This window comes from Celerinatantimonas diazotrophica, from assembly GCF_004339545.1.
In the GTDB taxonomy this organism is placed as follows: Bacteria; Pseudomonadota; Gammaproteobacteria; order Enterobacterales; family Celerinatantimonadaceae; genus Celerinatantimonas; species Celerinatantimonas diazotrophica.
Map to the genome: position 1 here is coordinate 122,774 of NZ_SMGD01000012.1, position 14,650 is coordinate 137,423.

Consider the following 14,650-nt stretch of genomic DNA (forward strand, 5'->3'; position numbering starts at 1 on the left):
AACTCCTTATATCGGACTCGGCTTACAATGCTGTAAGCCGAGCCTCTGGACAATCAATGCGAGAGTGATGCGATATATTTTTGATAGTCTTTATCGAGAACATCGGTTAACTGTTTCGGAGTCATTCGTCCCCCCATTAACTTTTGCACACTTTGATTAATGGTCGTTAACATAGTCGGTGTTGCCCAATCGATATAATGACCTAATGCATTGTTTTGATTGACCTCGACCCAAACGTGATGGACATCGCTTAATAAAGGATTATTGGCTGGCAGTTTGGCATTTTTGGTGACCGCCGCCGCTAAAAAGCCGTGTTGTAACCACGCATTGGCAACTTTTTCAGATACTAACTCATTGATAAACGCTGCTGCTGCATCACGTTGGGCTTTGGTTTTGGCCGCAGTTGTAATGGAAAATGGTAAATCGGTTCCTCCTTCCATTAATGGATGAGGGACACCTTTAAATTTGGGCAATGCCGCAAAATGGATATCTTTATTGGCTTTGAACTGTCCCATATACCAAGTACCGCTGATAAAGAAAGCAGATTGGCCATTTTGGAATAAAGTGGCTGCATCATCATGCCCAATGCCCTGAAAACCTTGGAAGAAGTAACCTTTTTTGGCCCATGTCTGCATGAGTTTTGCCGCACGAACGAGTCGCGGATCATGGAATGTGCCACCTTGATCATAAATGAGCTTGTCAAGGGGCTTACGTTGACTGCTATCAATCTGGTCTTGCCATAAGGCGCTAAGCATTTGCTGACCTGCGTTGCCATCTAATAGACCCAGCATCATCGGTGCCACGCCCTGTTTTTTTAGTTTCGCCATGTCAGCATTGAGCTGAACCATCGTTTTGGGAACGCTGAGCCCCGCTTTATCTAAAACGGCTTTATTATAATAAAAACCAACCATCTCCCCTAAACTTGCGACGCCATATAATGCACCCTTGCCAAACTTAAGCTCTTTTGACCAGCGATTGCTTTTTAAAATGGAAGGTGGGAATCGTTCTGTCCAGTGATATTGTTTGGCATAACGATCCATGGGGACTAACAATTTTTGTTTCACTAATGCACCCATGTCACCGCCGCCCTGATTCACTTGGGCCACCTGTGGCCCTCCGCCAGATGAGAGGGCTAATTTCAGTGGAATACGCATATCTTCAAAGGAATGGACCGAACGGTTGATTTTGATATTTGGATGTTGGGCGCTGAAATCTTTAATTGCTTGGTTGATGACAGCCATTTGTTCAGGGTAGTTATAAATATCCCACTCTTTTAATGTAATAGAAGTTGTCGCGTGCACCGCGGGAATGACGGCAACCCCCACTAAAGTTGCTATCGATAAGCTGGTGTAACGTATCCAGTTATGAATAGATTGTGGATTTGGCATAATTGTATCCTCTTTTCATCAAGTTTCATGATGGATGTTGGTCGTGTCACATCAACTATTCCGAACATTCTATATATAGACTTACTTATTTTTATATATAAAGTAAAGTTGTTTCTTTCTAGATTGTCCTCGGATTTCGATCTGGATCTAAAAAACATTAAATCATTTCTTAGTTATAAATTATTGTGCTACAAAAAACTGAGAGCTATTCGATGGTGAGATTAAAAGCTGATAACTGGCTAATTTACTAGATTTTTCAACTTATTATTATTGTTTCATTAGGTTATTAATCTATTTTTTTAGGGTTCCTATTGAGTGAGTTGGATAGAACCACTTTTTGCCATGATTGGTTACAGCTCTCATAACAGACTCTCGGTTGCCATCAGGCTCATAAAATAGAACACCCACACTGAATAACACTTGCATGGAAACCATATTTATTATTTACTAAAAATTAAGTTTGATGATTTATTCATCACCGTTTACTGATGGTATAAGGAGTTATCCGATGGATCAGCCAGCTGCTTTCATTCGCCATGCTAAGCTCACGGATAAGCCAGCGCTTTACCAGATTTGTCTACAGACGGCGAAGGCTGGAGAAGATGCAACGGGTTTATATAGTGATCAAGAGTATCCAGGCCAACTTTATGTGGTCCCTTATTTACTGTTCGAGCCGCAGTTTGCCTTTGTTTTAGAGATGGACCAGCAAGTGGTCGGATATGTTGTTGCAACTGCCGATACAGCTCATTTCGAGAAAACACTCGGGGAGCTATGGTGGCCCCAATTAAGAACACAATATGCCTCGCGAGAAGAAATTGCGCCTTTAGATCACAAAGTTCTGGGTCAGATTCGCAATCCATCGCAAGCCAGCCCGGAGTTGTTAGAACGCTGGCCGGCACATTTGCATATTAATTTACTACCCCAAGCACAGTCTGGCGGATGGGGGCGGAAGATGATGACTCATCAACTTTGTGCGCTCAAGGACGCCGGTGTCAGTGGTGTGCATTTAGGGGTGAATTTAGCCAATGAAAAAGTCTGTCAATTCTATGAAAAAGTCGGCTTTGAGACCATTTTTCGCAGCCATGCAATATATATGGGGCTGCGTTTAGACGAGGAATAAGATGGCCAATTTAGCACTACAACAATTAACGAAAAGTTTTGATCAGAATACAGTTATCCATGGCATTGATCTGGCGATTGAAAATGGTGAGTTCATTGTTTTTGTTGGCCCTTCAGGATGTGGCAAATCAACCCTATTGCGCATGATCGCTGGCTTAGAGGCCATTAGTGAAGGCTCACTTTTGATTGATGGGCAGGATATGACGGCGCGAAATGCTGCTGATCGGGGGATTGCGATGGTGTTTCAATCGTATGCGTTATATCCCAATATGAGCGTGCGGGCCAACCTGGCATACCCTCTGGAAATGGCGAAAAAGAAAAAAAATGAAATCACCCCCAAAGTGCTCGATGTCGCGCAAAAGCTACATCTGACGGAGCTCCTTGACCGCCTTCCTCGAGAGCTTTCTGGTGGGCAACGCCAGCGCGTTGCAATTGGTCGGGCGATCATCCGAGAGCCTAAAATATTTTTGTTTGATGAGCCGTTGTCTAATTTGGATGCGGAGTTGCGTTTGCAGATGCGTATTGAGATCGCTAAATTGCATGAAGCACTAGGCAATACCATGATCTATGTGACACATGATCAACTTGAAGCGATGACGCTGGCTGACCGAATTGTGGTGTTTCGCGATGGTCGCATCGAACAAGTGGGCAAACCACTTGCTATCTATCACGATCCCAATAATATTTTTGTGGCCGGTTTTATCGGTTCGCCACGGATGAATTTTTTAAAAGCCCGGGTCAGTGCTTGTCACGGGACTCAGTTGCAATTAGAAGTAGCTGATATCGGGGTTAAACAACTGATTTGTGAGGTTCAATCTCCCATCGCAGAAGGGACAGAATTAACCCTTGGAATCCGCCCCGAGCATGTCATTAGCCAAGTATCGGGTGAGCAAATCAATGCCTTTGAGGCGACGATTGCCTATGCCGAACACCTCGGTCATACTCATTACCTTTATTTAGATATCGGTGGGGAATCCATGTTTGTTCTCGAAGATCGCAATGCGGATACACTCAAGACGCATGCTTCGTTGCGATTAGCCATCGATCCGCAAAAAGTATTACTTTTTGATGCTGATGGTGCCAGAGTGCGCTGATTCATGGTCGTTGTGAATGGAGGGCATCGACAGCCCTCTAAAGCGGCGCTCAATTGTTGTTTGTGATACGGACTGTTGCTTGGTATCGGTTCACAGAGAAGTGTTCTGAACCAAAGGTTCGAATCCGCTTAAAACAATGAGTGGTCAGACAAAACCAAGGATGAGTTTCATATATCAGTTAGCAATACCCCAGTCGTTATCCTACTGATTGATGCTTCAAAATGATTGTAAGATGCAAACTGAGCCGATGTCTTATCCCATGGAGATTACATCTCGCTTGAGATCTCATCAATCAACCGATTAACCGCCAATCCGGCCGCCCCTTGCGCTGACATTCTTGATTCGGCAATAAATTGCAGAGGTGTTAGCTGCGGAGCCAGTTTAAGACGAAACTGCTGGAAACTTTGAGTCACTTGGTCAAGTAAAATGCGCGAAGCCATTTGGGGTTCTGTGACAAGATAAACCACTTCTGGATCAAATGCCGTGGCCAAATTCGCCAAAGCAATCCCTAGATAGTGTCCGGCTTGGGTCAGCACTTCAAGAGCTAATTCACTGGGTTGATGGTCAAGTTCTTGCAGGTGCTGTAGTGGCGTTTTTTGGAAAGGATCATCGGCTAACTGACTTAAAATCGCTTTGGTTGAAGCGACGTCTTCAAGTACTTTCCCTGAGCCATCTGCTAATAACGCACTGCCAATTTCGCCTGCGGTACCGTGGTTTCCCCGATAAAGCTGACGATTGATGATAATTCCTGCACCGATGCCTTGCCCATAGGTGGTAATAATGGCCGATTTTGCCTGACCGAGTTGACCGAAAACCAAACTTGCCTGCGCCATCGCATTGGCATCATTTTCGATATAGACCGGAATGTTAAAACGCTCTGTCAATTGCTGAGCGATTGGTACCCGAGTCCAATTAAGGACTGTTGAGCGAAGACATTCACCACTGTTTGGGTCGACTAGCCCTGATATGGCCAAGCCAATTGCGCCAATATGTTTGTCACGATTGGTATTTAAAAATTTGGCCAATGCGTCACTCAATTGTTTAGGTGACAACTCACCCGACGGCAGCTGTTGCTCACTAATCAGGTTACCACTGAGGTCGGTCATGATGATCAGATTGCGATCCGCATTCAGTTGGACACCAATGACATTGGCATAATCCGGTGTGAGCCCCAGTAACATTTTGGGTCGTCCCATCGAAACACGCCGCAACCCTAGCTCTTGAATGAGACCTTTGGCGAGCAGTCGATTGGTTGCTTGAGAGACTGCAGACATACTTAAACCGCTAAGTTTTTTGAGGCCGGATTGACTAATTGGGGCCTGCTCGACAACTAAGCGTAAGATGCGTGTTGTGATTGAAGGTGCTGTCATCAAGGGGTATCCAAATATTCTTTAATAGGTTGAAATTTGGCCAATTTGGCTGGCCCGTCGGGTCCCCACTATTGGGCTTCTGGCTAACAGGCAGGCCCCGCTTAATGCATCTGTTTGAGGGGGGACTACTTTAGCTTGAAGCGCTATAGGAAGCCAGCGAAGAATCGGCTCGGCTAAGCCGCCCATTAACGCCACGGGAATGTCATGTTTACAGGTTAAATACTCCAGCATCACGCTGATTTCCTGAGCTGTTTGACGAATCAGTGTGCAGGCGTGATGATCATTGTCTGCATGCGCAAAAACGATCGGGGCAAATTGTCCCCAATCAGCTGGCGTCGCTTGATGGCTCCATTTGAGTAATTGCTCTGGTGAATAAGAAAATTTAGCCATAATTTGTTGTGTAAATAGCGTCTGGCTGAGCAAGTTTTGTTGCGCTTGCAGTGCTAAACGTACTGCATTTAATCCTAATTGAGCGCCTGAGCCTTGGTCTGAAATCGTCATTCCCCAGCCCCCCACGCAATGAAATTGCTGAGTATCCCAATAGGCGCCCTGGCTTCCCGTGCCGATAATCAATACGCCGCCGGGCTGGGCTAAATGAGCCCCAATACAGGCAATTTCCACATCTGTATAAACACGATAATTTTGAAATGGTTGCGGATATGCTTGGGCTTTGCGCCTGGCACTTTGCACATTAGCGCCGGCTAACCCAAGGACCACTGAGGTTTGCTCCACTGCGGTCAATGGCAACTTTGCTTCAGATAAAGCCTGGTCAATGAGCTGCATGACGGTTTGCATGGTTTGCTCAAAATTTGAATAGACATTTGCTGGGCCACCAATACATTGAGCTAATTGATTACCCACTTGGTCTGTCAGCTTCACTCGGCAACGCGTTCCGCCGCCGTCGACACCAATAAAATATTGCGGTTGCAAGTGAGTGGTTCTCCTATAGAGCTAGCTTTGTCTCTAAAACGCTGCACAAGTCAGTGATTTACCGCTAGAAGATTAGGGGAAAAAAGATGAAATATCAATACTAATTAGTTTTTATAAAAAAAAGATTAAAACCGGAAATATTATTTTAAATATAATTTTCAAATAGTTATTTTAAAATTCATACAAGCTATTTTGTTTTTATTTGACATTACTTTTTTATGTGTAATAAATTGAGGGTAACAGATCAACACATCTTTGATGGGATGATTATCGGCATAACAGTTCGCTGGCTGACGCATAAGGTGGAAAAATGAAAGTTGCAATTGTGGGGTTAGGGTTTCGACTCTCTCATGTCGCCAAGGAGTTTAAAAAGGCTGATCCTGAATTTACCGTTGTTGGATATTATGATCCTGAACCAGCAGGATTGCCTAATATGCGAGAGTTTGGGATTGATCCGGGTCAAAGCTTTCAGTCGCTTTCCAGTATGCTCGAAGCGGGTGGATTTGATTTATTAATGGTTGGCTCCCCCAATTTTATGCATTTAGAGCATATTAGAGCCGGCTTAGCAGCGGGTTACCGCGTTTTTAGTGAGAAACCGGTGGTGACGACTGAACAGCAGAGTTTCGAGCTTGCTAAATTAATTGCCCAATATGGTCAAGATCAGATTATCATCGGATTGGTGCTGCGTTATTCCCCGCTTTATCGTGACCTAGTGGCTAGCAAAGCAGATGGTTCATTAGGCGAGATTACCTCAATTGAAGCAACCGAACACATTCGGCCATTCCACGGCGCTTTTTTTATGCGGGATTGGCGACGTTTTGAAAAATATGCTGGCCCTTATATTTTGGAAAAATGTTGTCATGATATCGATCTCTATCAAGGTTTAATTGGGCAACGCTCGAGTCGCGTTGCCAGCTTTGGTGGTCGCAAATCGTTTACGCCACAACATGCCCCACATGGTCACATTACACCTGAATCTGAGGTTTATCATAGTAAACCCAGTGGTTGGTCAAGTACGGATGCGGTGTTTGATAGCGATGCAGATATTGTTGATTACCAGTGCGCCATGGTCGAGTTTGCCGGGGGAGCAACCTTAAGCTTTCATGCCAACCTCAATGTTCCCGATGAATTTCGTCGCTTTTGTGTGATGGGCACTGATGGTCAGGCTGAGGGTGATTTTGTTCGAAACTTTTTTAAAGTGCATGATGCTCGAACGAGTGAAGCATTAGTCGATAAAACCTACACCGGCAGTGCCTATGATGGTCACTACGGCTCAGATACGTTAATGGCCGAAGAAGTGGTTCGCCATCTTAAGACCGGTTCTGCGTTACAAGTGTCGGTTATCGATGCACTAGAGGCAGGGCTGACGGCGATTAAAATTGACGAAGCGCGCAAAACTAAATCAGTCATTGATATGACAGAGTGCTGGGCGCAGTTTGATGCCGCATTAGGGCGCTAGTGCTGATATAGGTCAACTCGAGATAGAGCGTTGCAGCCAGTGCTGCAACGCGTCATCTAACCAACAATGCTGTAAGCGCCATCCCTGATGAAACCCAACGTGTCCCCCATAGCGACTGAGCTGATAATCAATGCTGGAACTTAAGTGCTGAGTGAAATGTTCAGGTTCGGGATCAACAACAGGATCATCGGCCGTTCTCAATAACCAAGTCGGCGTCTTGATCAATGCTAGCCTTGGCAGACAACTCGCTTGCTGATAATAATCGCTGGCACTGTGAAAGCCGCATGCCGGAGCCGTATAGCACTCATCAAATTCAGCGAGAGTCTGAATGTTTGTTACCATAGATTGAGTGAGCGGGGCATCAGCAAACTGCCTTATTTTGTCGCTCAAGCTTTGTTTTAAATGACTCAGTAGATAATGACGATAGATCCGCCGAGCAGGTTGATTTAAAAGCTCTGCACTTTGAGCTAAATCCAATGGGGGACAGATCAGTGCCGCGCCATTGAGTGAGTGCTCTGCTAAATAGTTGGCCAGTAAGTTTGCCCCCATTGAATAGCCGATGGCATAGAGCGAAGCACTTGGGTAATGTTTTTGGCAGTAGTGCACCAGTGCTCGCAGCCCAAATTGATCATTGCTGTGATAGCTTCGCCATAATCGATTACTATGCCTTCCGCAGCCTCGATGGTGTAATACAACATTAGCGCGATGCTGATATCGCAATTTAGGAAGTAAACGGCAGATATAGTGGCTGGCAATGGAGCCTTCCAGACCCGGCAGTAAGATGACAATGACATCGGTTGATAAATTAGGCTCGGTGTCCCACGCTAATTCAACATAATCACCATCCATCGTGGGTAATGTTTGCCAATGAACCGCTGGTTGCGGTTGCACACGTATCGTGGGCCAAATGGTTTGTATATGGCGGTTTCGTGTGTACCAGGTCGGTTTAAAGTGGCTGGGGCTGATATCTTTCATGAGTATTCACGGTTGTTCATCGTTGCCAACACGGGCACACTCCCGTTTTTTCAATTTTTCGTGTCTTCAGTGAGCAGGCAAATTGCCGCTATTTCAAAATAATCAGTATAAAGCAATCAAATCACATTGATAGCCGCTGTGCTAAGTTATTATTGAGCCAAGTAATTTTAGCAAGTCTTCTTGGGCGCTGAATAAGGCCCTGCTAAAATGGCATAAGAGACCATAGTGAATATTTGTGACTGTACCTGATTGGAAAACCAAATGAAGAAGGTGACCAAGAGGGCGAGGCTTCGCTGGTGTGGGTATTTGTCATCGCGTTAAGTGACTAACAGTCCCTAGGAATGTTGAGTACACAATCTAGCGATAACGGTTGGGAGATGAATGATGAGTTGTCAACGCTGTTCGAGCGATTGGTTTTGGCAAAAGCTAGGGCGCTGCCGTCAATGTATATTGCTCAATGTGTTGTTATTGCTCATCGGCATTGCGACCCTGTGGTGGAGCGAATCCATGACGCCGGTTTACCGTTGGCTCGCAATCTTTGTGACTGGCTCGGCGGCATTATTGCTGGTGGCGCATTTAGTGATGGCGCTTTATTATAAAGTTTCGGGTGAAACAAAGTTAAATTGATTAACCACCGTCAGCGCCTGTTCCACTAAATTCTGATGCGCATCAAGCCAGTGGATTTGATCACCACGGCGCTGCATTTTCCGAAACCAAGTATCTTGGCGTTTGGCAAATTGGTGGATTTGTGAATTTAGTTTCTGAAACATATCATTATAATTGAGTTCGCCCTTGAGATGTTGCGCAATCAAGCGATATTCCAGTCCAAAGAATTCTAATCTGTCATAACTGACACCTTGTTGGTGCAGCGTTTCAACCTCTTCTAACATCCCTTGATTGAAACGTTCTTTCAGGCGCTCAGTGATACGCTCACGAAGTTCACTTCGAGGCCATTGAATTCCTAAAATTAGCGGCTTAATTGGCGGATAAGATGGGGGTTCAAGCGATTCTTTTTCACCCAGTGCGATCTCAATTGCGCGAACTAGACGCGGCCTGACTAACAAGTCCGTATTGTTATGTTGCTCGGGTTTGAGGGTCAGTAATTTTTCTTGTAACTGCGCTAATGTCAATGTGCTAAGTGACTGGCGAAGCTCATGGTTAATCGGGACCTCTTTCAGCGTGAAATTTTGGGTAATCGCATCAATATAAAGCCCTGTGCCTCCGACCATAATGGGCAGTGTTTGGCGCTGACAAATGTCTTGGTAGGCGCGAAAAAAATCTTGCTGATAGTGAAAAACACTGTAGTCCGAGCCCGGTTCGACTAAATCAATCAGGTGGTAGGGGATCTCTCCATACTCATTTAGATCTTTGCCTGCACCGAGGTCCATCCCTTTAAAAACCTGACGTGAATCCGCAGATAGAATTTCCCCGTGATAATGACGAGCTAACTGAACGCCCAACCCTGTTTTACCCGATGCGGTGGGGCCGAGAATTACCAGAAGATTGTATTGATTTGATAAAGACATATGCATGCTTGACGATTAAAACCTGACGAAGTTTAACAAACCTTGTTTACTTCGAACAAAGCTTTTGTCAGGGGACTGCATATAGACGATGGTGTGAATACAAAATCGGCACGCTGAGCGTGCCGAAGTTAAGAAGACGAATCCGTTAAAAATACTAGCGTTGCCAGAAATATTTATTAACTTCGTCTTGACGTTCTTGTTTGTCTAAACCGATATCGCGAAGCAGATATTCAGGCATATCCTGTAAATGCTGGCGAGTGTGATGGCGATCTTGCCAGTGATTCATGACAACTGCTGCTTTGTGAAAAATTTGACGCCATGTCATGGCGGGTTGGTTACGGTGTTCAACCTGAGCGATTTTTGTAGTCATAGTGGATTCCTCCTTCGTAAATTCTGAGCAGATAATAGTCATGGATTGTATAGTAATCAAACGATCAAAACTCATGTCTAAGGATTACTTTTTCTAATGAATATATGCTGCTGTATTCACACTAATGTTAAGACTCATAGCGATGGCTATAACTGATTATCTGCATCAGTGAAAACCTATATACATTAATTATTGCAGCTACTGTGGGGGTTTTTGTGACTAATGTAGGGAATTGGAAAGAAACCTTATGATATTAAATTTAACAAAATTTTCACATAAATTTATTTAACTCAAATGAGGTTTTTGATATATCCGTTTTTTATGCATATATTAGCGGTTTTCAGCTAACTTAATGAATAAATATGTCAGCAGTTGAAAAGCGAGTCGAAGCAAAAAATTTGCGAGTAAGTCCTGACATCTTTTGACGATGTTGCGTATGATGAAGATAGATGCGAAAAGATAGGAGGTTTTGTGAATTTAGATTTTTCACGACTCAAAGGCAATGATAGTTACCATGCCATGATCCAGACCATCATCCCGCGTCCAATCGCTTGGGTTTTAAGCGAAAATGATTCAGGTAACTATAATATTGCGCCATTTTCTTTTTTTAACGCCGTGTGTGCGAACCCACCTTTAATTATGTTCTCGGTTGCGCCCGCAACAGATAACCGTGGCGAGAAAGATACCCTTTATAATATTCGTCAACGCCGTCAGTTCGTCGTGCATATTGCCGATGCATCATTGGCCGAGCAGGTGACTCAAACCGCGGCAAGCTTGCCAAGGAACCACTCTGAAGCAGGGGCGAGCTCGTTGACCATGAGTAAGATGACCAAATTTGCCTTGCCGCGGATTAGCCAAGCCAAAGTGGCGCTCGGGTGTCAATTGCATCAATTGCAAACGATTGGTCATGAGGGGACTCAGACATTAATCTTCGGTCAGATTATGCAAGCCTATATTGATGATGACATTGGCTATATCAATGAGCAGGGACGGATTATCATTAATCCACAAAAACTTATGCCACTGGCGCGTTTGGGCGGTGATATTTATCAGTTACCTGGCGATATTCTGACCATAGAGCGCCCTAAATAATGGGTAACCGCCGATAGATAAGTTCGCCGCCATAAATGGCGGCGATCACAGATACGACCAAATGTTTCACTTAGCCTAGGGACTGTTGACCTTTTGTGATTAGTTTTGCAGAAATCTGAGAGGGATTTAGGCAAGGCAAACGTTGTGCCGTGTCGTTATTGGCCACAAAGAACGTTTAACGCTGGATAAATTCCTCTCAGATACTGCCCTTGGGGTTCATTTAAACGCATCCTGAACTTTGTTGCCCCCTGCTTGCTTCACTCATTAAGCGACGCAGGGTGCGCCGCGTTCAAAATGCGTTTAATTTGAACAAAATTCAACCACCAAAGGTCAACAGTCCCTAGATTATAATCATCTTCGTTTCCGCTGGTCAGAAACCAGTTGATAGAGTCTGTTTGGTTATCTCTGGTATTGAGCACCAGATGATGCGCCCTGAGGATTTGTTTTGGGTTTCGAAAGGCTGATTCCAGGCGCAATAACGAGGATAATGCATAACAATTCGAGGTCGAATTAGGTATTCGCTTTGGGAGACTATTGCGAGCCTGCTCCCGGATTACACAAGCTTCATCCGGGCTACGATCCGTTTGGTATGATTGTTTTTGTAGCCCTGATGCAGCACAGCGGAATCAGGGGGAAACTGGTTGATAGAGTCTGTTTGGTTATCTCTGGTATTGAACGCCAGATGATGAACCCTGAAGGTTTGTTTTGGGTTTCGAAAGGCTGATTCCGGGCGCAATAACGAGGATAATGCATAACAATTCGAGGTCGAATTTGGTATTCGCTTTGGGAGACTATTGCAAGCCTGATCCCGGATTACACAAGTTTCATCCGGGCTACGATCCGTTTGGTATGATTGTTTTTGTAGCCTGATGCAGCGGAGCGGAATCAGGGATTTCCCCTCCTTGGACAATCGTAGCTGTCGCCATTTTACGATAGTGTTTCAACTCCGCGTCAATCAAGTTACTCGTCGCGATCCACAGCAAATGGGGACCATGCCTGCCGAGTTGGCATCACTTCTAGTCGATTGATGCAGATATGGGCGGGAAGAGTTGCAATGTAGAAGATCTGCTCAGCAATATCCTCGGCGGTTAACGGGGTTGTACCATTATAGAGTTTATCGGATGCGCTTTGATCGCCCTTGGTACGAACGAGGGTAAACTCGGTTTCTGCTATTCCAGGGGCTAAATCGGTGACGCGCACTCCGGTACCGAGAAGGTCACAACGCAAGTTATAACTAAACTGTTTTACAAAGGCTTTGGATGCCCCATAGACATGGCTGCCCGGATAGGGCCACTGACCCGCAATCGAACCAAGATTGATGATCGACGCCCCTTCGCCAGTGTCTAGCAATGTTGGTAATAGGGCATGAGTGACGTTGACCAATCCGGTGACATTGGTATCGATCATGGTATGCCAGTCGGCTAGATCAACTTTCTGAGCAGGCAGGGGGGATAACGCTAAACCGGCGTTGTTAACGAGCGAAGTAACCTGTTTAAATCCTGTTGGTAGTTCGGCGACGACAGCTTTAACGGCTGTTTCATCGCGAACATCCAACACCGCATAGTGAACTGGAGCCCGTAGAGCTAACTGGGCAGCGAGTTGTTGCAGCCGTTCTTCGCGTCGACCAGTGATAATGACTGACCAACCCGCTTTGGCAAAGCAATGGGCCGCCGCTTGTCCAAAACCAGATGTTGCTCCGGTAATAAAAACCACCTGACTCATATTTTCTCCTTGATCCAAATATACAGCGAAAGCAAAGGTTATCGCTTTACTTTAGATCCATGCTCGTGCGAGCCATAGAGCCAGTGGCACAAGCTTGGCGGGACACTTTTGATAAGCTCTGCTGGGGCTTTTTATAGGCATTGTTTATCTGACTCAATTATTTTTGTTTACTGGCTCTATCGGTCCTGCGTATTTGTTCCTAGTCTGAGATCATCGACTGAAATTAAGCGAAGTTTGGATGGTTGTGTACGAAGCTGCGCAATGAGTATTCATAAGGGGGTCAAGGTGACCAACGAGCAAGTGTATCAATTAGATCGGGAATATGTGTTCCATTCATGGTCCACTCAGGGACAGCTCAATCCAATGGTGATTGCGGGTGCCAAAGGCTGCAAATTATGGGATTACCAAGGTCATGAGTATCTCGATTTTTCCAGCCAGCTGGTGAATGTGAATATAGGATACCAACATCCCAAAGTGGTTGAAGCGATCCGTGCTCAGGCTAGTGAACTGGTGACGATTGCTCCGGCAATGGCCAACCGAGCTCGTGGTGAAGCAGCAAAACGGATCATCGCGCATGCTCCTAAAGGCTTTAAAAAAGTGTTTTTTGCCAATGCGGGAGCTGATTCTAACGAAAATGCGATCCGTATGGCGCGAGTCTTTACCGGGCGTTCCAAAATTCTTTCCGGCTATCGTTCGTATCACGGCAATACCGGCAGCGCCATTGTGGCCACCGGTGATCCGCGACGGATCCCGAACGAATATGCCACCGGCCATGTGCACTTTTTCCAGCCTTATCTCTATCGAAGTGAATTCCACAGTGAAACCGAAGAGCAGGAATGTGAACGCGCTTTGGCTCATCTGCGCCGCGTGATAGAACTGGAGGGTCCGGAAGCAATTGCTGGATTGCTGTTGGAAACTATTCCAGGGACTGCTGGGATCTTAATGCCACCCGCAGGCTATCTTAAAGGGGTGCAGGAAATCTGTAACGAATTTGGCATCGTTATGATCCTCGATGAAGTGATGGCCGGTTTCGGTCGTACTGGTGAATGGTTTGCTCTGGATGGTTTTGATGTCACGCCTGATCTCATTACCTTTGCCAAAGGGGTGAACGCCGGTTATGTCCCTGCGGGGGGAGTGATCATCTCAGAAAAAATCTCTGATTTCTTTAATGACCACTACTTCCCCGGTGGCTTGACTTATTCCGGTCATCCTCTGGCAATGGCGGCGATTGTTGCAACCATCGATGCCATGGAGGAAGAAAAAGTGGTCGAGAATGCGGCGATGATCGGTCAAGAAGTGATTGCACCACAGTTAGCCGATTTACAGAAAAAACATGCCATGATCGGTGAAGTTCGCGGTAAAGGAGTGTTCTGGGCAGTTGAACTGGTTGGTGATCCGGATAAACAGACGCCACTGGATGCGGATACCATGGTAGCGATTAAAGCGGGGTTGATCGACAAAGGAATGTTACCGTTTGTTGCTGGCAACCGTATCCATATTGTTCCACCTTGTGTTGTGACTGCAGAAGAAGTTCATCTGGGTATGGATTATATTGATCAGGTTCTGACTAAATATGCGATATAACAACGCTTAATATAATAGAAA

13 protein-coding genes are annotated in these 14,650 nt (G+C 45.4%); 6 read left to right on the forward strand and 7 right to left on the reverse strand.

The window, feature by feature from the left end; all coding sequences use genetic code 11:
• Positions 1-53 precede the first annotated feature (53 nt).
• The gene (locus EV690_RS06905; protein ID WP_131912273.1) at positions 54-1,388 is read right to left on the reverse strand and encodes an extracellular solute-binding protein; all 1,335 of its coding nucleotides are present in this window, start codon (positions 1,386-1,388) and stop codon (positions 54-56) included.
• Positions 1,389-1,896: 508 nt separating this feature from the next.
• On the opposite strand from EV690_RS06905, the gene EV690_RS06910 reads away from it, so the two are divergent.
• Positions 1,897-2,508, forward strand: a complete 612-nt coding sequence (locus EV690_RS06910; protein ID WP_131912274.1) for a GNAT family N-acetyltransferase — start codon at positions 1,897-1,899, stop codon at positions 2,506-2,508.
• A 1-nt stretch (position 2,509) separates the two neighbouring features.
• Positions 2,510-3,601 (forward strand): ABC transporter ATP-binding protein, encoded by a 1,092-nt coding sequence (locus tag EV690_RS06915; RefSeq protein ID WP_131912275.1) that lies wholly within the window; start codon positions 2,510-2,512, stop codon positions 3,599-3,601.
• 266 nt (positions 3,602-3,867) lie between these two features.
• Here EV690_RS06915 and EV690_RS06920 read toward each other — a convergent pair whose 3' ends face one another.
• Entirely contained in the window at positions 3,868-4,971 is a 1,104-nt protein-coding gene (locus EV690_RS06920; RefSeq protein ID WP_131912276.1) for an ROK family transcriptional regulator, read from the reverse strand.
• 21 nt (positions 4,972-4,992) lie between these two features.
• Positions 4,993-5,901 carry a glucosamine kinase nucleotide-binding domain-containing protein gene (locus EV690_RS06925; protein ID WP_131912277.1) on the reverse strand — a complete coding sequence of 303 codons (909 nt, stop codon included), beginning with the start codon at positions 5,899-5,901 and terminating at the stop codon, positions 4,993-4,995.
• Between the two features lie 310 nt (positions 5,902-6,211).
• On the opposite strand from EV690_RS06925, the gene EV690_RS06930 reads away from it, so the two are divergent.
• On the forward strand, positions 6,212-7,360 hold the full coding sequence (locus EV690_RS06930; protein WP_131912278.1) for a Gfo/Idh/MocA family protein: 1,149 nt from the start codon (positions 6,212-6,214) through the stop codon (positions 7,358-7,360).
• A 12-nt stretch (positions 7,361-7,372) separates the two neighbouring features.
• Here the strand turns inward: EV690_RS06930 and EV690_RS06935 are convergent, their stop codons facing one another.
• Positions 7,373-8,335: a YheT family hydrolase gene (locus tag EV690_RS06935; protein ID WP_131912279.1), complete on the reverse strand. Its 963-nt coding sequence runs from the start codon at positions 8,333-8,335 to the stop codon at positions 7,373-7,375.
• A gap of 384 nt (positions 8,336-8,719) precedes the next feature.
• On the opposite strand from EV690_RS06935, the gene EV690_RS06940 reads away from it, so the two are divergent.
• On the forward strand, positions 8,720-8,962 hold the full coding sequence (locus EV690_RS06940) for a DUF3624 family protein (protein WP_224055071.1): 243 nt from the start codon (positions 8,720-8,722) through the stop codon (positions 8,960-8,962).
• On the opposite strand, the gene miaA is transcribed toward EV690_RS06940, so the two are convergent.
• Both miaA and EV690_RS06950 read right to left on the reverse strand, forming a co-directional pair.
• Positions 8,929-9,861, reverse strand: coding sequence for a tRNA (adenosine(37)-N6)-dimethylallyltransferase MiaA (gene miaA / locus EV690_RS06945; RefSeq protein WP_131912281.1), 933 nt, complete (start codon positions 9,859-9,861; stop codon positions 8,929-8,931). The genes EV690_RS06940 and miaA overlap by 34 nt on opposite strands.
• Before the next feature lie 154 nt (positions 9,862-10,015).
• Positions 10,016-10,231, reverse strand: coding sequence for a DUF1127 domain-containing protein (locus tag EV690_RS06950; RefSeq protein ID WP_165872688.1), 216 nt, complete (start codon positions 10,229-10,231; stop codon positions 10,016-10,018).
• 471 nt (positions 10,232-10,702) lie between these two features.
• On the opposite strand from EV690_RS06950, the gene EV690_RS06955 reads away from it, so the two are divergent.
• Entirely contained in the window at positions 10,703-11,323 is a 621-nt protein-coding gene (locus tag EV690_RS06955) for a flavin reductase family protein (RefSeq protein ID WP_224054941.1), read from the forward strand.
• 960 nt (positions 11,324-12,283) lie between these two features.
• Here the strand turns inward: EV690_RS06955 and EV690_RS06960 are convergent.
• Positions 12,284-13,045 carry an SDR family NAD(P)-dependent oxidoreductase gene (locus EV690_RS06960; RefSeq protein WP_131912283.1) on the reverse strand — a complete coding sequence of 254 codons (762 nt, stop codon included), beginning with the start codon at positions 13,043-13,045 and terminating at the stop codon, positions 12,284-12,286.
• Positions 13,046-13,306: 261 nt separating this feature from the next.
• Between EV690_RS06960 and EV690_RS06965 the strand changes: the two genes are divergently transcribed.
• Entirely contained in the window at positions 13,307-14,629 is a 1,323-nt protein-coding gene (locus tag EV690_RS06965) for an aspartate aminotransferase family protein (RefSeq protein WP_131912284.1), read from the forward strand.
• Positions 14,630-14,650: the final 21 nt, after the last annotated feature.

Coding starts and splice junctions, on each gene's coding strand:
- EV690_RS06905 (WP_131912273.1), bottom strand. CDS start 1,388: ATGCCAAATCCACAATCTATTCATAACTGGATACGTTACACCAGCTTA.
- EV690_RS06910 (WP_131912274.1), top strand. CDS start 1,897: ATGGATCAGCCAGCTGCTTTCATTCGCCATGCTAAGCTCACGGATAAG.
- EV690_RS06915 (WP_131912275.1), top strand. CDS start 2,510: ATGGCCAATTTAGCACTACAACAATTAACGAAAAGTTTTGATCAGAAT.
- EV690_RS06920 (WP_131912276.1), bottom strand. CDS start 4,971: ATGACAGCACCTTCAATCACAACACGCATCTTACGCTTAGTTGTCGAG.
- EV690_RS06930 (WP_131912278.1), top strand. CDS start 6,212: ATGAAAGTTGCAATTGTGGGGTTAGGGTTTCGACTCTCTCATGTCGCC.
- EV690_RS06935 (WP_131912279.1), bottom strand. CDS start 8,335: ATGAAAGATATCAGCCCCAGCCACTTTAAACCGACCTGGTACACACGA.
- EV690_RS06940 (WP_224055071.1), top strand. CDS start 8,720: ATGAGTTGTCAACGCTGTTCGAGCGATTGGTTTTGGCAAAAGCTAGGG.
- miaA (WP_131912281.1), bottom strand. CDS start 9,861: ATGTCTTTATCAAATCAATACAATCTTCTGGTAATTCTCGGCCCCACC.
- EV690_RS06950 (WP_165872688.1), bottom strand. CDS start 10,231: ATGACTACAAAAATCGCTCAGGTTGAACACCGTAACCAACCCGCCATG.
- EV690_RS06960 (WP_131912283.1), bottom strand. CDS start 13,045: ATGAGTCAGGTGGTTTTTATTACCGGAGCAACATCTGGTTTTGGACAA.
- EV690_RS06965 (WP_131912284.1), top strand. CDS start 13,307: ATGAGTATTCATAAGGGGGTCAAGGTGACCAACGAGCAAGTGTATCAA.